This window comes from Streptomyces sp. NPDC056144, assembly GCF_042264145.1.
GTDB lineage: Bacteria > Actinomycetota > Actinomycetes > Streptomycetales > Streptomycetaceae > Streptomyces.
This window is the reverse complement of the sequence record NZ_JBHJVF010000001.1, coordinates 1,186,323-1,201,850: the sequence shown is the minus strand read 5'-3', so window position 1 is coordinate 1,201,850 and position 15,528 is coordinate 1,186,323. Positions and strand designations below refer to the sequence as shown.

Annotated in this window: 17 protein-coding genes; 5 read left to right on the top strand and 12 right to left on the bottom strand. The window is 72.9% G+C overall.

Going from position 1 to position 15,528, the window contains the following annotated elements:
* Position 1: 1 nt before the first annotated feature.
* On the bottom strand, positions 2 to 325 hold the full coding sequence (locus ACFC0Z_RS05130; protein WP_376432861.1) for a plasmid stabilization protein: 324 nt from the start codon (positions 323 to 325) through the stop codon (positions 2 to 4).
* 49 nt (positions 326 to 374) lie between these two features.
* Positions 375 to 737, bottom strand: coding sequence for a DUF3040 domain-containing protein (locus ACFC0Z_RS05125; RefSeq protein ID WP_376432859.1), 363 nt, complete (start codon positions 735 to 737; stop codon positions 375 to 377).
* A 246-nt stretch (positions 738 to 983) separates the two neighbouring features.
* On the opposite strand from ACFC0Z_RS05125, the gene ACFC0Z_RS05120 reads away from it, so the two are divergent.
* On the top strand, positions 984 to 1,916 hold the full coding sequence (locus ACFC0Z_RS05120; RefSeq protein ID WP_376432857.1) for a SigB/SigF/SigG family RNA polymerase sigma factor: 933 nt from the start codon (positions 984 to 986) through the stop codon (positions 1,914 to 1,916).
* Here ACFC0Z_RS05120 and ACFC0Z_RS05115 read toward each other — a convergent pair.
* Genes ACFC0Z_RS05115 through ACFC0Z_RS05105 form a run of 3 tightly spaced genes read right to left on the bottom strand, consistent with a single transcriptional unit; the run spans position 1,819 to position 3,306 of the window.
* Entirely contained in the window at positions 1,819 to 2,343 is a 525-nt protein-coding gene (locus ACFC0Z_RS05115; protein ID WP_376432855.1) for an ATP-binding protein, read from the bottom strand. The genes ACFC0Z_RS05120 and ACFC0Z_RS05115 overlap by 98 nt on opposite strands.
* Positions 2,327 to 2,872: an STAS domain-containing protein gene (locus ACFC0Z_RS05110; protein WP_376432853.1), complete on the bottom strand. Its 546-nt coding sequence runs from the start codon at positions 2,870 to 2,872 to the stop codon at positions 2,327 to 2,329. Before ACFC0Z_RS05110 ends, ACFC0Z_RS05115 begins: the two co-directional genes overlap by 17 nt.
* Positions 2,873 to 2,907: 35 nt before the next feature.
* The gene (locus ACFC0Z_RS05105) at positions 2,908 to 3,306 is read right to left on the bottom strand and encodes a hypothetical protein (RefSeq protein WP_376432850.1); all 399 of its coding nucleotides are present in this window, start codon (positions 3,304 to 3,306) and stop codon (positions 2,908 to 2,910) included.
* A gap of 126 nt (positions 3,307 to 3,432) precedes the next feature.
* Here ACFC0Z_RS05105 and ACFC0Z_RS05100 point away from each other — a divergent pair, with 126 nt between their 5' ends.
* From ACFC0Z_RS05100 to ACFC0Z_RS05090, 3 genes are all read left to right on the top strand, one after another.
* Positions 3,433 to 3,816 (top strand): STAS domain-containing protein, encoded by a 384-nt coding sequence (locus ACFC0Z_RS05100; RefSeq protein ID WP_376432848.1) that lies wholly within the window; start codon positions 3,433 to 3,435, stop codon positions 3,814 to 3,816.
* Positions 3,817 to 3,865: 49 nt separating this feature from the next.
* A complete protein-coding gene (locus ACFC0Z_RS05095) occupies positions 3,866 to 4,315 on the top strand; it encodes an ATP-binding protein (protein WP_376432846.1) in 450 nt (149 codons plus the stop codon).
* 129 nt (positions 4,316 to 4,444) lie between these two features.
* The gene (locus ACFC0Z_RS05090) at positions 4,445 to 7,489 is read left to right on the top strand and encodes a HAMP domain-containing protein (RefSeq protein ID WP_376432844.1); all 3,045 of its coding nucleotides are present in this window, start codon (positions 4,445 to 4,447) and stop codon (positions 7,487 to 7,489) included.
* Positions 7,490 to 7,491: 2 nt separating this feature from the next.
* On the opposite strand, the gene ACFC0Z_RS05085 is transcribed toward ACFC0Z_RS05090, so the two are convergent.
* The 7 genes from ACFC0Z_RS05085 to ACFC0Z_RS05055 form a co-directional block, all read right to left on the bottom strand.
* Positions 7,492 to 9,804, bottom strand: a complete 2,313-nt coding sequence (locus tag ACFC0Z_RS05085; RefSeq protein WP_376432841.1) for a PP2C family protein-serine/threonine phosphatase — start codon at positions 9,802 to 9,804, stop codon at positions 7,492 to 7,494.
* Between the two features lie 72 nt (positions 9,805 to 9,876).
* The gene (locus ACFC0Z_RS05080; RefSeq protein WP_376432839.1) at positions 9,877 to 10,278 is read right to left on the bottom strand and encodes a VOC family protein; all 402 of its coding nucleotides are present in this window, start codon (positions 10,276 to 10,278) and stop codon (positions 9,877 to 9,879) included.
* A gap of 107 nt (positions 10,279 to 10,385) precedes the next feature.
* Positions 10,386 to 10,757: a fic family toxin-antitoxin system, toxin component gene (locus ACFC0Z_RS05075; RefSeq protein WP_376432837.1), complete on the bottom strand. Its 372-nt coding sequence runs from the start codon at positions 10,755 to 10,757 to the stop codon at positions 10,386 to 10,388.
* 15 nt (positions 10,758 to 10,772) lie between these two features.
* Positions 10,773 to 11,000 (bottom strand): hypothetical protein, encoded by a 228-nt coding sequence (locus ACFC0Z_RS05070; RefSeq protein ID WP_376432835.1) that lies wholly within the window; start codon positions 10,998 to 11,000, stop codon positions 10,773 to 10,775.
* Between the two features lie 45 nt (positions 11,001 to 11,045).
* Positions 11,046 to 12,002 carry a YhjD/YihY/BrkB family envelope integrity protein gene (locus ACFC0Z_RS05065; RefSeq protein WP_376432833.1) on the bottom strand — a complete coding sequence of 319 codons (957 nt, stop codon included), beginning with the start codon at positions 12,000 to 12,002 and terminating at the stop codon, positions 11,046 to 11,048.
* Positions 12,003 to 12,092: 90 nt separating this feature from the next.
* Positions 12,093 to 12,491 carry an SHOCT domain-containing protein gene (locus ACFC0Z_RS05060; RefSeq protein WP_376433465.1) on the bottom strand — a complete coding sequence of 133 codons (399 nt, stop codon included), beginning with the start codon at positions 12,489 to 12,491 and terminating at the stop codon, positions 12,093 to 12,095.
* Between the two features lie 63 nt (positions 12,492 to 12,554).
* Positions 12,555 to 14,669 carry a SpoIIE family protein phosphatase gene (locus tag ACFC0Z_RS05055; protein WP_376432831.1) on the bottom strand — a complete coding sequence of 705 codons (2,115 nt, stop codon included), beginning with the start codon at positions 14,667 to 14,669 and terminating at the stop codon, positions 12,555 to 12,557.
* 176 nt (positions 14,670 to 14,845) lie between these two features.
* Between ACFC0Z_RS05055 and ACFC0Z_RS05050 the strand changes: the two genes are divergently transcribed.
* Entirely contained in the window at positions 14,846 to 15,502 is a 657-nt protein-coding gene (locus ACFC0Z_RS05050) for a DUF5701 family protein (protein ID WP_376433463.1), read from the top strand.
* Positions 15,503 to 15,528: the final 26 nt, after the last annotated feature.

Sequence of the window (15,528 nt, the reverse complement as noted above, 5' to 3'; positions counted from 1 at the left end):
GTCAGTGCCCGAGCTTCCTCTTCAGTTCGGCCTTGTTCATCTGTGAACGGCCGTGCAGGTTGCGACGCCGGGCCTCGGCGTACAGCTGGTCGTACGTGGGTCCCTGGGCGCCGCTGTGCGAGCGCTGACCGCCCCGCTTGGACGAGGACATGTCCTGGGTGGAGGACTTGCTCGCGGTCTTGGACTCGCCGGCACGCGCCCGTTCCTTGTTCACCGTGCGGGCGGCGATCTCCTTGGCGCGCTTCGGGCTCTCGCCGCGTTGCTCCGCGCTCTCCTTGATGTGCTCGTACTGACGTTCCCTCTTGGGGCTCGATCCGCGGGGCATGGCGATTCTCCTCTCAGTGGTTCCGACAGCGGTTCTCGCGACCGGGTACTCAGTCGGCGGGCCGGGATCCCGAGGACGGGGCACGGGCGCGCGTCCACCGCCGCGACCAGCGCACGACGAGCAGCAGGAGGCCGATCAGGGTCAGCACCCAGACGGCCGCGAACGCCCAGATCAGCGCGGGTGCGCCGGTCGCGACCGCGAGGACGAGCAGAGCGAGGGTCGTGAGGCCGAGCGCGGTGACGCCGAGGCCGGGGAGCCGGCGCCGGGTGTCGGCCATGGAGGGGACGGCGAACCGGGGCCCCCGTTTCATGGCGCCGAGGCGGCGGGCGAGGGGCTCGTCCTGCTCCTGGAGCTGTTCCTCGATCTCCGCCAGGACGCGTCGCTCGCGCGGGGAGAGTCGTGCCTCGTCCATCGCGGCACCTCCTCACGGTCCCTGGTGGCCTGGTGCGACCGCCACGCGCTGCGCGGTCGCACCAGGCGGATGCCCCGGGAATCGGTGTCAAACCCACCCGTAGCGGGCATCCTGTCTCCAGATGCTCGACATGCACGTACTGCACTCCGGACGCACGTCTCCCCCGGACAGCAGCACCGACGGACCCCCCGCCGCTCCCTTCACGGCCGTGGCGGCAGGCCCACCGCCACCGTCGAAGGACTTCACATGTCCACCCTCACGCACGTCTCCGCCCCTCACGGGGTCTCGCTGCGCCGCGCGGCGCTCGGCGGGCTCCCCGAACCCGTCGACCCCACCGGTGCCTCCACGGAGGACGCGCGCACCCTCTCCGTCGCGCTGCTGCGCCGGCTGCGCGAGCTCGACGAGGGGACGCCGGAGTACGCGTACGTCCGCAACACCCTCGTCGAGCTGAACCTGAGCCTGGTCAAGTTCGCCGCCCGCCGGTTCAGGAACCGCGCGGAGCCCACGGAGGACATCGTCCAGGTCGGCACGATCGGCCTGATCAAGGCGATCAACCGGTACGACCCCGAGCGCGCGGTCGACTTCTCCGCCTTCGCCCTCCCGACGATCGTCGGCGAGATGAAGCGTTTCTTCCGGGACACCAGCTGGGCCGTACGCGTCCCCCGCCGCCTCCAGGAACTCCGTATCGAGCTGGCGAAGGCCACCGACGCCCTGGAACAGAGCCTCGGCCGCCTGCCCACCCGGGCCGAGCTGGCCGAGCGGCTGGGGGTCCCTGAGGACGAGGTAGCCGAGGGACAGCTGGCCGCCCACGGCTACGCGGCACGGTCACTCGACGCGACGGCCGGTGACGACGACGACTCCCCCGGCGCCGCAGCGCGCCGGCTCTCCACCTCGGAACCCGCCTACGAGCTGATCGAGTCCCTGACGGCGCTGCGACCCCTGCTCGCCCGCCTCGACGCGCGGGACCGGCGCATCCTGGAGCTCCGCTTCGGCGAGGAGCTCACACAGACGGAGATCGGCCTCCAGGTCGGCCTGTCGCAGATGCACGTCTCGCGCCTGCTGACCCGGATCCTCGGCGAGCTCAGGCGGGGTCTCCTGGACGACGGTCCCGAAGGTCCCGAAGGTCTTCAGGACCCTGAGGGTCCCGCCGTCGCCACGGAGGCCGTCCCGGTCGGCTGACCTCCAGCCACACCACCTTGCCGACGTCCCCGTTCGCCTTGTCCTCGCTGCCCCAGTCCCCGGCGAGCCGGTCGAACACCATCAGCCCGTGCCCGCCGGGCAGGGCGGGCGAGCGCGTGACGCGCGCCCGGGGGTGTTCGGGGCTCGCGTCGGCCACCTCCACCCGGAGGCGGCCCGGCCGATGGCGCAGGACCATCTCCTGGGGGCCGCCCGCGTGCAGACAGGCGTTGGTGACGATCTCCGAGACGAGGAGCAGGACGTCCTCGGCCCGTTCGTCCTCCTCGGGCGTCTGCGCCGGGAGCCAGCCCCAGTCGGCGAGCGCCTCGGCGGCGAAGTCCCGGCAGCGCGAGACGACGCCCCTGGTGCCGTGCAGGACGAGTCTGCGGACCTGCTCGGGGCGGCTCGTGCCGTCAGCGCTCGCCGTCACGGGCCCCGCCGCCTCCGGAACCGCCGCGATCCTCGTCCCCACCGTCTCCGCCACCTCCACCCTCACCACCGCTCTCGGCGAGCGCCTCGCCCAGCGTCCCGTACACGCGGAACACGCCTCGGGCCCCGGTGATGTCGAACATCCGGCTCACCGGGGCCCGCAGCCCGGCGAGGTCGAGGCGACCGCCGGCCTCCAGGGTCCGCAGCCGCGCCCGCAGGAGCGCGTTCAGGCCGGAGGAGTCGCAGAAGCGCAGGTAGGAGCAGTCGACGACGGTTCTTCTCACGCCCAGGCGTTCTTCGACGGCCGCGGTCAGCGGGGCCACGGTGTCGCGGTCGAGCTCGCCGGTGAGCACGAGGACATCGGTGTCGGCGCCGGGCACGGGCCGGATCTCCACCGTGAACCGGTCACGTGCGAACCGGCCGGACGTGAACCCGTCGGTCGCGAACCCGTCGGTCGTGGACCCGTCGGTCGCGAACCGGTCGGACAGGTACCCGCCCCCGCCGTCGTCCACCGGTTCCTCGTGCCGCATGGACCCACCCACCTTCTCGCACCTTTTGCCCCTTTCTACACCTTCGCCGTCTGGGGGACGATCCGGAAGCGATGGAGCTCCCTCGCGTGTTCGCGCCCGTCCCCGTCGACGAAACGGCCGGTCACCTCGTACGTACCGAGGCTCGCGTGGCCGACGGGCAGGCGCTCGGCGGGCAGGACGACCTCGTACGGGCCTCCGGCGCGGTAGCCGCCGAGCGTGGTCCTGCTCTCGGCGACGACACCGCCGTCGGCTCTCCGGCTGGTCTCGAAGGCCAGCCCGTCCAGGTCCTCCATGACGCGGAAGACGAGGGTCACGGAGACCACCGCTCCCTCGGGCAGGTCGACGGGGTCGTGATCCGGGGCGTCCAGGGGTACGACGTGCGTGCTCCCGCCGTTGGCGGCCAGGACCACATGGACCAGTTCGAAGGCGGTCATGACGGGCTCGCCTCCTCTCGCGCTGTACGGGTACCCGGGCTCGGCACGCTCAAGCACCCTCGCGCGCATGGCGGGGCGGGGTCCGGGCAGCGGCAGCATGAGGGGAGAAAGACAGGCGTCGCCACGATGACCGTGCCCAGGGAAACCGAGATTCCGCGTCTGGTCGTCCGGACCTGGCCGGGAGATCGTCCCGGCACCGTCGTCATGGCCCTGCACGGCGAGCTCGACCACGACACCGCGGCTCCCCTGCGGACCGCGCTCGCGGAGCGCGGCGGACCGGTCCGGGTCGTCGTCGACTGCGCCGGCCTGCGGTTCTGCGACTCCACCGGCCTGAACGTGCTGCTCGGCGCCCGCCTGCGCATGCTGGCCGAGGGCGGGCTCGTCGTCCTGTCCGGGCTCCGGCCTCCAGTGGAGCGCATGTTCGAGATCACGGGCGCGCGGAGCGTCTTCCGGGTGTACGAGGACCCCGGCGCCGCTCTCGGTGACGTCGAGCCGCCTTTCGTTTCCTGACCCGGCCCGGAGGAGGTTGGAAACCCGTCCGGGAGGGCAGCGGCGGTGTATGACCGGCCGGGACGCAGAGCGTGGGACCTTCCGCACCCGCCGCTACGAGCTCACGCGGGGCGTCGGAGTCGTACGGGAATGCCGCGATCACACCCAGCAGGCCCTGATCGAGTGGTTCGGGCCCGCCGGGGCACCCGGGCGGATCCCCGTCGAGGACGCCCTCCTGCTGGTCTCCGAGGTCGTCTCCAACGCCTTCGCCCACGGCGGAGCCCCGTACGAACTCTGCCTCGACCTCACCGACGGCCGCCTGTGGGTGCGGGTCAGCGACGCGAGCCCCGTACGGCCCCGGCCGCACGGGCCGCACCGGCCGGGCCGCTCGTCCGGGCACGGGCTCTACCTCCTGGAACGGCTCGCGACGGCCTGGGGCTGCGTGCCCCAGGAGGGGGGCAAGACCGTGTGGTTCGAGGTGACGGTGCTGCCGCCCGGCGGTCCCCGATCCGGCCCGTGAACGCGCGGGCCGAACCGGGCGGCCCCGAGCCCGCCACCCCCGTCCGTCCTACAGTGGAAGGGTGGCGCGGGAGCGCCGAGGCGCGCCTCGCGTCCCGGCCCGTACCCCGCTCACCGGTGCGAGGTCTTCATGGCAGAGCGCAGACCGGCCGCCTCCTTCGACGGCTCGCCGCCCCACGCGGAGCTCGGGGAGGACGGCCTCCGGCAGCTGCTGGCCGGGCTGACGGCCGTCCGGGACGGGGATCTCTCCGCCCGGCTCCCCGACGCGGGCGGCGGCATCCTCGCCGAGATCGCGGCCGTCTACAACGACATGGTCGGGCAGCTGTCCCTTGTCACCTCCGAGGTGACGCGGGTCGCCGGCGAGGTCGGCGGGCAGGGGCTGCTCGGCGGCCGGATCCGCGAGCCCAAGGCGCGCGGGGTCTGGCGCGAGCTGACCTCCGGCGTGAACACGATGGCCGACAACCTGACCTCCCAGGTGCGGTCCATCGCCCAGGTCGCCACGGCCGTCGCGGGCGGGGACCTCACGCGGAAGATCCGGGTCGACGCGCGCGGCGAGATCCTGGAGCTGAAGGAGACCATCAACACGATGGTCGACCGGCTCTCCTCCTTCGCCGAGGAGGTCACCCGGGTGGCCCGCGAGGTCGGCACCGAGGGCAAGCTCGGCGGCCAGGCCACCGTCCACGGCGTCTCCGGCACGTGGAAGGACCTCACCGACAACGTGAACTCGATGGCCGACAACCTCACCAACCAGGTGCGGAACATCGCGCAGGTGACCACGGCCGTCGCCCAGGGCGACCTGACGAGCCGGATCGACGTCTCGGCCCGGGGCGAGATCCTCGAACTGAAGACGACCATCAACACGATGGTCGACCAGCTGTCGTCCTTCGCCGCCGAGGTCACGCGCGTGGCCCGGGAGGTCGGCACGGAGGGCAAGCTGGGCGGCCAGGCGGAGGTGGAGGGCGTCTCCGGCACGTGGAAGCGGCTCACGGAGAACGTGAACGAGCTCGCCGGCAACCTGACCCGGCAGGTCCGGGCCATCGCCGAGGTCACGAGCGCGGTCGCCGAGGGCGACCTGACCCGCTCGATCACGGCCGACGCGCCGGGCGAGGTCGGCTATCTGCGCGACAACATCAACGCGATGGTCGAGTCGTTGCGCGCCACGACCCGGGCCAACGAGGAGCAGGACTGGCTCCAGACCAACCTGGCCCGGATCACCGGGCTCCTCCAGAGCACCCGGCGGCTCCCCGAGATCGCCGAGCTGATCATGGAAGAGGTGCCGCCCCTGGTCGGCGCCCAGTACGGGGCCTTCTTCCTGGCCTCCGACGACGAGCGCGGCATCGAGCTCGTCATGACCGCCGCCTACGGGTCCCCCGACGCCCCGGACGTCGAACCGCGCCGTTTCCGCCTCGGCCAGTCGCTCGTCGGGCAGGCCGCCCGCGACCGGCGCGCGCTCCTCATCGAGCAGGTGCCCGCCGGGTACGCGACCGTGGCCTCCGGCGTCGGTTCGGGAGAGCCCAGCACGCTGATCGTCCTGCCGATCGTCGTGGAGGAACAGGTCCTGGGCGCGGTCGAGTTCGCCTCGCTCCATCCCTTCACCCCGCTGCGGCGCGAGTTCCTCGACCGCTTCGTCGTCACCGCCGGCGCCGTCCTCAGCTCCCTGGTCGCCAACCTCCGTACGGACGAACTCCTCGGCCAGTACCGGAAGCTGGCCGACGAGCTGCGCTCACGGTCGAAAGAACTGCAGAGCCGGCAGCAGGAACTCCAGAGCTCCAACGCCGAGTTGCAGGAACAGGCGGCGCTCCTCGCCCAGCGGAACAAGGACATCGAGTCCAAAAACCTGGTCATCGAGCAGGCCCGGCAGGAGCTGGAGGCGCGGGCCCAGCAGCTGGCCCGGAACTCGATGTACAAGTCCGAGTTCCTCGCCAACATGAGCCACGAGCTGCGCACCCCGCTCAACAGCCTGCTCATCCTGGCCCGGCTGCTGGCGCAGAACCCGCAGGGGAACCTGACGGCGAAGCAGATCGACTACGCGGAGGTCATCCACTCCGCCGGGTCGGACCTGCTGCGGCTCATCAACGACATCCTCGACCTGTCGAAGGTCGAGGCGGGCAAGCTGGACATCCGGCACGAGCCGTTCCCGCTCCACCTCCTCATGGAGTACCTGGAGGCGACCTTCGGGCCCGTCGCCGACGAACGGCAACTGGAGTTCACCGTCTCGCTCGCGGACGACGTGCCCGAGGAGCTCAACAGCGACGAGGCGCGGGTCCGCCAGATCCTGCGCAACCTCCTCTCCAACGCCCTCAAGTTCACCGACTCCGGCCGGGTGAGCCTCGACGTCGAGCGGGCGAGCGCGGCGCGGACCCCGCCCGGGCTGCGCGACGGCGGGCCCGTGCTCGCGTTCCGGGTGACGGACACCGGCGTCGGCATCCCGCCCGAGCAGCTGCGGCTCGTCTTCGAGGCCTTCCAGCAGGGTGACGGGACGGCGGCACGCCGGTACGGCGGGACCGGCCTCGGGCTGTCCATCAGCCGGGAGGTGGCCGCGCTGCTCGGCGGCGTCATCGAGGCGGAGAGCAGGCCGGGCGAGGGCAGCATGTTCACCTTCTACCTGCCCGTCCACCGGCCGCCGGCGGAGACGCCGACGGGCGGCGCCCCCGTGCCAGGGACGTCGGAATCCGACCCGGGCGCCCTGGGCGTCGACCACGGGCCGGGTCACGGTTCCGACCACGGGCATGGTCACGGTCACGAGCGAAGTCACGGCGACGCGCTGGGCTCGCTCGACGCGAGCGGCGCGGGCACGGGCATGGACGGCGCGACCGTCCTGGTCGTCGACGACGACTCCCGCAACGTCTTCGCCCTCACCGAGGTCCTCGAAGACCACGGCCTGCGGGTCCTGACGGCCGACAGCGGTCTCGCCGGCCTCGACGTGCTCGCCACCCACGACGAGGTCCGGCTCGTCCTCATGGACGTGATGATGGGCGGCATGGACGGCTACACCGCCATCAAGGCCATCCGGAAGCTGCCGGGGCGCGGATCCCTGCCCGTCGTCGTGGTCACCGCGAAGGCGATGCCGGACGACCGGGGCGACGCCCTCCGGGCGGGGGCGGACGACTACGTGTCGAAGCCGGTGGACGAGGCGGAGCTCACCGCGAAGATCCGGTCCTGGCTGACGACCTGACGTCACCCCACCCGTACCGCCACCAGGCTCGTGTCGTCGTCCGTGTCCCCCGTCGCCGACAGCAGCAGTTCGTCCACGAGCCGCTCCGGCGGCCGGTCCGCGAGCCGTTCCACCTCGGCGGCGAGCCGTTCGAGGCCCTCGTCGAGACCGGCGTGGCGCCGCTCGATCAGCCCGTCCGTGTAGAGCAGGAGGGTGTCCCCGAGACGCAGTCCCATCCGCTGCTCCCGGTACGCGAAGCCGGGCACCGCGCCCAGGAGCACGTCGTGCGGCGGGTCGAGCAGCCGTGCTCGGCCGTCGCGCAGCAGCATCATGGGCAGATGCCCGGCGCTCGTCCAGAGGAGGCCGTGGTCCTCGGGGTCGTACAGGGCGCAGACCGCCGTGGCCGTCGTGCCGCCGCCGGTCCGCAGGGTCACCTCGTTGAGCCAGCCCATGAGGCGGCGGGGCGGTTCGCCGGTGAAGGCCAGGGCGCGCTGGGCGTTGCGGAGCGCCACCATGCCGGTGACGGAGTCGATGCCGTGGCCGGCGATGTCGCCGACGGTGACGAGGATCTTGCCGGTGGGCAGGGCGAGGACGTCGTACCAGTCGCCGCCGACGCGGTACTCCTCCGTCGCGGGGCGGTAGCGGACGGCGACCGTCAGGTCCCCGGGCAGTTCGAGGAAGCCGGGGACCTCGGGCACGATCGCCCGCTGGAGCTGGAGCGCGAGCTGGTGGCGGGTCTCGGCCTGGTGGTGGAGGGCGGTGAGGTGGTCGAAGGTCGCGGTGAGGACGGCCTCGGTGCGTCTGCTGTCGGACACGTCCTGGTAGACGCCGGCGATCCCGGTGACGGTCTCGCCGGTCATGAGCGGCTCGGCGGCCACGCGCACGTGCCGGAGCACCCCGCCGGGGACGGTGATCCGCAGGACGGCCTGGGCGCCCGTACGGCGTTCGGTGAGCGTGCTCAGGAGGTCGGTGAAGGCCCCGCCGTCGTCGCGGTGGACGCGGCCGCGCAGGGCCAGGAGGGGGACGGGCGGCTGGTCGCGGTCGATGCCGAGGACGCCGTACGCCTGTTCCGACCAGAACGTGTCGCCGCCGGTCAGGCTGTCCTGGAACATCGCCACGCTCTGGAGCCGGTCGGCCGCGCGGGCGGCGGCGAGGCCCGGATCGGTGGCGGCGTGCCAGAGGACGGCCGCCCGGTCCGCGCCGGTCGCGACCACCCGCACGTCGAGCAGCGGGGTGGGTTCGCCTTCCCGGGCGATCGCGGGGAGGCGCGCGGCACGCTGGACGCGGGCGGTGGCGAGGGCGCGCCGCGTCATCCGGGCGAGATCGGTGTGGGCGCGGGGGAAGAGACGGAGGAGCGTGGGGCGCTCCTCGTGGAAGCGGCTGCCGAGTGCGGCGACGGCCTCGTCGTTGAGGTGCTCCACGGCCGGTTCCCCGGTCGTTCCGCGCGTGCCGAGCAGCATCGCCGGGTGGGCGAGGGAGTCGAGGACGTCGACGAGGACGGGTGCGGCGGGGCGCGCCGGGTCGTCGACGTCGAGGACGGTGCTCGCGACCTCCAGGAGTCCGAGGAGGGCGCGCCGAGCGGTGGCGTCCAGGCTCCTCGGGCGCGGCCAGCCGACGAGGGCGAGGCCGACGGGCTTGCCGTGCCGGAGCAGGGGCACCAGGGCGCGGGTGGCGTGCGGCGACGGCCCGGGGAGCGGCTCGTCGGCGGCGGTGCCCTCCTCCAGCCACAGGGGCGCGTCGCCCGCGAGCACGGAGCGGAGGGGTTCGGGGGTCGCCGGCGGGATCCACTGCCAGGCGGCGGCCTCCGCGGCCCCCACGCCTGCGTGTCCGGCGAGGACGAGGCAGCCGTGGTCGGCGCGCCGCCAGAGCCAGAGGCTGTCCGCGCCGAACGGGGCGAGTCCGCCGCGCAGGAGCGTCCGTGCCGCCTCGTGCCCCGGGGACACGGCCTCCGCCTCCGCGGCGACGCGGCGGGCCCGCCGCTGCTCGACCGGGTGCGGGAGGGCGTGGACGCCACCGCCACCGGGGAGGGAGCCCCCGCCGGGCAGGGCACTCCCGCCGGGCAGGGAGCCGTCGCTCCCGGCGACGGCGTTGACGACGTCCGCCGCGAGATCACCGACCGCCAGGCCGGTCGCGCGGGCGAGGGCGGCGAGGTGGTCGGCCGCGTCGGCGGGGGAAAGCCGCATCTGGGCGGCGAGGACACCGGCGGCGAGGTCGAGCAGGTGGCGGTGGGCCAGCCGCTCGCGCAGCCATCGGTTCTCGGCGATCAGGGCGGCGTAACCCGGATCGACGAGAGCACCGTACGACGACGGCTCTGCGGGCCCCGCGGAACCGGTCACGACGACCTCCGTTCCGCCCCCGCGTGGGCGTCCGGGCACGCGCTCGTGTCCCCTCCGATTTTACCCGCGGTGCTACTCCGGCGCGGGGGGCTGCGTGGCGATCTGGATGAGGTTGCCGCAGGTGTCGTCGAAGACGGCCGTCGTGACCGGGCCCATGTCCATCGGTTCCTGGGTGAAGACGACGCCGAGGCCGCGCAGCCGCTCGTACTCCGCGTGGACGTCGGCGACGGCGAACTGGGCGAGCGGGATGCCGTCGGCGACGAGCCGGTCGCGGTACGGCTTCACTGCCGGGTGCCCCGAGGGCTCCAGGAGGAGTTCGGTGCCGCCGGGCTCCTCCGGCGAGACGACGGTCAGCCAGCGGGCTTCGGGACCGAGCGGCACGTCGTACTTCTTCACGAAGCCGAGGACCTCGGTGTAGAAGTGCAGCGCCTTCGCCTGGTCGTCCACGAAGACGCTGGTCAGGTGAATCCTCACGGGGTGGTCTCCTCAAGTCCGGGAACTCCGGCACTTGTATCAAACAGCGCTGACAATCCCGTGGACCCTCGGCCCCGCAACCCCGCGCCGGTCAGCTCGTCAGCCGGTCAGCTGGTCCACTCCTTGAGGACGGCGGCGGTCTGCCGTACGTCGATGAGCCCCTCGGCGACCCGCTCGACGAGCTCGATCGCCTCCTCCGCCGTCGCGCTGACGGGCAGTCCGCAGGCGTTGAGGTAGGCGGCGGCGACGACCACGCCGTACAGCTCGTTGGAGTGTTCGAGCGCCGGAACACGGATGAACTGCTCCAGGAGCGCGGCGGCACGGTGGTGCGGCTGCTCGTACACGGGGACGTCCATCACGCGGAAGGCGTGGCGGGCGCGGGCGGCTTCGAGCGCGCCCCAGTCCGAGATCTCCGGGTCGCCGGGGATCTCCTGCTGGGCGGTGTCGAGCAGCCAGGAGAGGTCGATCTGGAGTATCACGCGTCCCGCCGGCCCTCAGGCGGCGTCGGTACGGGACTTGGCGGGGCCGCCGAAGCGTTCCGCGAAGGCCTTGCCGTGCTGGTCGACGAAGACGCGGGCGCCTTCGAGGAACCGCGCGCGGGTCAGGTCGGCGTCCAGGACGCGGCCCGCGTAGTCCTCGGCGGGCACGTGCTTCTCCGCGGCGACGCGCTCCAGGGCCTCGTACGCCTCGTCACTGATCTCGATCCGGATCTCCCGTGCCATGCAACCAAGGTAACGGTCCGGTGGCGGGCGCGACAGGGGCTGTGACTACTCGGAGGCCGGGGAGGGTTCGGCGAGGACGGTGCGCTGGGCCGGGGAGCCGTCGTCGGGCTTCGCTTCGGCCTCCGCGCCGGACTCCGCCGTCTCAGGGGCGGGGGTGTCCGTGCCGGTTCCGGGCACGCCCCGGTTGACGTACCGGTTCAGGGGCGGCTCCTCGGCGAGTACGGCTCCGATGGTCACCGCGAAGGTGACGGCGCCGCAGACGGCGATGAGCCAGGAGAGCATGACGAGCACGACGCCGAAGGGGCCGTACTCGCCGATGGCGCGGTCCAGGGCGCCCGGCATGTAGACGGGGGCCGTCAGGCCGAGGACGGTCGTGGCGGCGGCCGCGAGGACCGCGCCGGGGAGCAGGGCGAGCCAGGCCACGCGCTTGGCGAGGAGCAGGTGCTGGGTCCACAGCCAGACGCCGACGGAGACGACGAACATGAGGAGGGCTCCGACGAGGACGCCGGCACCGAAGCCGTCGCGGATGGGGCCCTGGAAGACGATCACGAGGAGGAGGAAGAACAGCCAGGCCACCCAGCGCCAGGCGGCGATGCGGAGGCCGGACTTGGGCAGCCGCCAGGCGCGTTCGCAGACGCGGACCATGGCGCGGCTGAAGCTCGTCGCGGAGACGAGCGCCACAACGGCGCCGACCACTCCGGTGGTCTCCCGCAGGCCGGTCTCGGTCGTCCCGTACAGGACCTCGCGGAGCTGTTGGTCGGAGGCGCCGGTGAGGCCGAACATCGAGCGGAGGGACTCGGCCAGCTGGTCGCGCAGGCCGTGCGGGGCGAAGGCGGCGAACGCGAAGAGGAGCGGGACCGCGGCCAGGAACGCCTGGGCGGCGAGCCTGGTCCCGGCGTCGAGGAGGTTGGCGGACAGGAGACGGCTCGTGAGCTCGGTCAGGACGGGGAGTCGTTGCTCGGCGCCCGCACGCAGGGCTTCGAGCCGCGGCTTCCATTCCAATGCCCGTCTCCTGTCGTCTGCCACGTGTCGGTCGGTCGTGCTTCTGTACTTCTGTCTGTACTTCTGTCTGCACTTCTGTCAGGCGAGGCGTCAGGCGAGGATCTTGGCCTTCGCCTTCTGGAACTCCTCCTCGGTGAGCGCGCCCTTCTCCTTCAGGTCGGCGAGCCGCGCGAGCTCGTCACCGGCGGAACCGGTCCCGCCGTCGGGTGTCGCGGTCCTGCGGATGTACTCCTGGAAGCGGGCCTCGGACTCCTTGGCGCGTGCGGTCTCCCGCTGGGTCATGCCGGTGCCGCGCGCGATGACGTAGATGAGGACGCCGAGGAACGGCAGGATCAGGCAGAGGATCAGCCAGCCCGCCTTGCCCCAGCCGCTGAGCTCGTGGTCACGGAAGATGTCCGTGATGATCTTGAACAGCAGGAACAGCCACATGATCCAGAGGAAGAACCAGAGCATGGTCCAGAAGAGATTGAGCAGCGGGTAGTCGTCCAAGGTCTTCTCCGTCCCGAGTGGGCTGTTATCGCCCATTTCCGGAAGTATGTACGCATGGTGACGTCACGGCGACTCGGCGACGGCCGCCCCTCCCCCGCGATGCGCGCGGAAGGCGATCAGCGCGGTGTCGTCCCGATGGTCGGAGAGCGCCTGGAGCGCGCCGAGGAGTTCGGGGAGCGGCGCGCCCCGCAGCCGGGAGGCCTCGGCGGCGAGCCGTCGCTGACCTGCGGAGATCGACGCCTTCGGCGTCTCGACCAGTCCGTCGGTGTAGAGCAGGAGCGTGTCGCCCGGGGCGAGGACGCGGGTGTGGCTCTCCCGCGGCCCGCCCGGGTCGACGCAGAGCGGGAGGTCCTCGGCGGCGCCGACGAGAAAGCACGGGGCGTCGCCGGACGGGATCACCAGGGGCGGCGGATGGCCCGCGTTGGACCAGGTCAGCCGCCAGCCGTGCGCGGGCTCGGGCAGTCTGCCCAGCCGCGCCAGGACGGCCGTGGCGAACGGCGCCGCCCCCAGGCCGTCGCACACCTCGTCGAAACGGGTGAGCACCTCGCCGGGGGCCACGCCCGAACCGTGGCTGTAGGCCAGGGCCCGGAGCATGTTGCGCATCTGGGTCATCGCGGTGGCGGCCGCGAGGTCGTGGCCGACGACGTCACCGACGTCCAGGACGAGCGTGCCGTCGGTCAGCGTGAAGGCGTCGTACCAGTCCCCGCCGATCTCGTTCGCCGAACTCGCCGGCTGGTACGAGGCGGCCAGGGTCGCCCCGGGAACGACGGGCGGCCGGGTGAGCTGGGCCCGCTGGAGCGCCAGCGCGGTACGGCGCACCCGCTGGTGGTCGAGCGCCTTGCGGACGGGCTCCTTGGCGTGGTGGAGGACCTCCTGGAGGAGGTCGGTCTCGGCCGGGCCGAGCGCCGGAGTGTCCCCGTTGGTGCTGGTCGCCGCGTAGCCGAGGACGGTGTCGTCGACGACGAGCGGGATCAGCGTCAGGCTCGTCGCCTCCGAGACGGTCAGCCAGCGCTCGCTGACGGTCGGGACGAGGTCCGCGGGGAGCGGGGTGCCGCCGGAGACGTCGAAGGTGCGCGGGACCCGGCTCGCCAGGACCTCGCGGACGGTGGGGCCGACGGCGACGCTCTGGCCGCGCAGGGCGGGCGGCGCGTGCAGCCCCGGGCGGGTCGCGGAGGCGACCCGGCGGGCGGTGACCCGGGCGTGGTCGGGGAGCGGCCACTCGTCGTGGGAGAGCAGCAGGATCAGGCAGGCGTCGGCCAGCTCGGGCACGACGACCTTCACGACCTCGCCGAACGCCTCCCCCAGGCTCGCCCCCGTCGCCGCCGCGACCTGGGCGAGCAGCCGTTCGCGGAGCTGGGCCCGCCAGGTGTCCTCGACGTCCACGGTCGCGGCGATCCACTCGGCGACCCGGCCCTCCCGCAGGACGGGGACGCTGCGGGTGGACAGGTGCCGGTAGGAGCCGTCGGCGGTACGGAGGCGGAAGACGCACTCGAAGACGCCGCGGCCCGGGCCTGAGCCGGAGACCGAGCCGGAGCCGGAGACCGAGCCCGATCCGGAGCCTGACGACGGTCCGCCCTGAGCCGAGGCGTACCGCCAGCCCGCCCTGAGCCTCTCGCGGTCGCGGGGATGGACGTGCGTGAAGAAGCCCGCGTCGGCGCGCGGGTGCCACGGGACGCCGGTGAGCCCCTCCCAGCCGGCGACGATCTCCTCGAAGGTGCCGTCGGCGTGTATCACCCACACCATGACCGACACGGCGGAGACGAGGGCCTGGTAGCGCTGGAGCGCGAAGGTCTCCGCCGTGGTGTCCATCGCGAGGACCAGCGTGCCGGGGCCCTCGGCGGTCTCGACGGGGGTGCAGGAGTAAACGAAGTACCGCGCCTGCGAGAGCGCCCCGGGGTCGGTCTCGCGCGCGCCGACGACCTGGCGGGCGCGGCCCGTCGCCCACACCTCGTCCAGGACCGAGAGGAACCGGCCGCCGTCGGGGTCGGGGAACGCCTCCCGGGCGGCCAGTCCGATCCGCCGGGGCCCGAACATGCCGGTGAAGGCCGCGTTGGTGTAGAGCAGCCGCCCTTCCCTGCCCGCGAGCACGGCGACGGCGGCCACGCTGGCGTCGAAGACCGCCGGGTCCAGGGGCGGCGGCCGGCCCAGGAACGGCGCCGGGGGTACGGAGTCCTTCACTCACCGTCCTCCTGGTCCGTGGGCCTCCAGCCTCCCGCCGTGCCCGCGACGCGGCGAGACGGGTCGAACCAATCGGGTGAGCCGGGATTCCCGGCGAACGGGAACGTTCTCGCGGGCCGCCCCGTTGAGCTCACATCCACCACCCTGCCCCCGGACTGAGGAGCGTCTTGCCCCAGCTGACCGACACCGCGTCCATCACCCCCGTACCGCCGCTGCCGTCGCTCGCCGTCCAGGCGGAGCGGCTGATCGAGCTCGGGGTGCACGAGATCGCCGGAATCACCGCCGAAGCGGTACGGGCTTTCGCGGCGGAGGCCGCCGTCACCGGCGAGGACGTCCTGCTCGCCGTGCACCCCGACCGGGCCCCGGCCTCGGCACTCGCGCCGCTGCTCGACCGGGACGGCAAGCCCGGTTTCGTCGTCGTCGACATGGCCGACGTGGACGCGTTCGTGCCCCAGGACATCGAGCTGCCCGACTCCCCGCTGTACCTGGTCACGGACGTCGACCGGGGCGACCGGATGGCGAACTGGAGTCCGGAGGAGGCGCTGCCCGCCCTCGCCGAGGAGAAGCGCACCCCGCTCGTCCTCACCGAGGGCATCCACTGGGTCCTCCAGCGGCCGGAGGCTCTCGCCCGCAACCACTGCTTCATGACGATCGGTTCGCGTCTCCGGAAGGCCAACGGCGCGCTGGACACGCGCACTCCGGCGATCTGGATCAGCAACGGCACGGGCCGCGACGGGCGCGAGCGGCGCAACGCGCCGAAGGTCGGCTGGTGTTGGTGGGGCAACCGCCACACCTGGCTGGGATTCGGCTCGACGACGGGCCGGGAAGGCTAGCGCCCGTCCGGCGGACCGGGGTCGGA

What these genes read in the sequence shown, in the direction of transcription:
- ACFC0Z_RS05100 (WP_376432848.1), top strand. Translation starts at nt 3,433, where the DNA reads ATGACCGTGCCCAGGGAAACCGAGATTCCGCGTCTGGTCGTCCGGACC.
- ACFC0Z_RS05090 (WP_376432844.1), top strand. Translation starts at nt 4,445, where the DNA reads ATGGCAGAGCGCAGACCGGCCGCCTCCTTCGACGGCTCGCCGCCCCAC.
- ACFC0Z_RS05130 (WP_376432861.1), bottom strand. Translation starts at nt 325, where the DNA reads ATGCCCCGCGGATCGAGCCCCAAGAGGGAACGTCAGTACGAGCACATC.
- ACFC0Z_RS05105 (WP_376432850.1), bottom strand. Translation starts at nt 3,306, where the DNA reads ATGACCGCCTTCGAACTGGTCCATGTGGTCCTGGCCGCCAACGGCGGG.
- ACFC0Z_RS05070 (WP_376432835.1), bottom strand. Translation starts at nt 11,000, where the DNA reads ATGGCACGGGAGATCCGGATCGAGATCAGTGACGAGGCGTACGAGGCC.
- ACFC0Z_RS05125 (WP_376432859.1), bottom strand. Translation starts at nt 737, where the DNA reads ATGGACGAGGCACGACTCTCCCCGCGCGAGCGACGCGTCCTGGCGGAG.
- ACFC0Z_RS05120 (WP_376432857.1), top strand. Translation starts at nt 984, where the DNA reads ATGTCCACCCTCACGCACGTCTCCGCCCCTCACGGGGTCTCGCTGCGC.
- ACFC0Z_RS05110 (WP_376432853.1), bottom strand. Translation starts at nt 2,872, where the DNA reads ATGCGGCACGAGGAACCGGTGGACGACGGCGGGGGCGGGTACCTGTCC.
- ACFC0Z_RS05095 (WP_376432846.1), top strand. Translation starts at nt 3,866, where the DNA reads ATGACCGGCCGGGACGCAGAGCGTGGGACCTTCCGCACCCGCCGCTAC.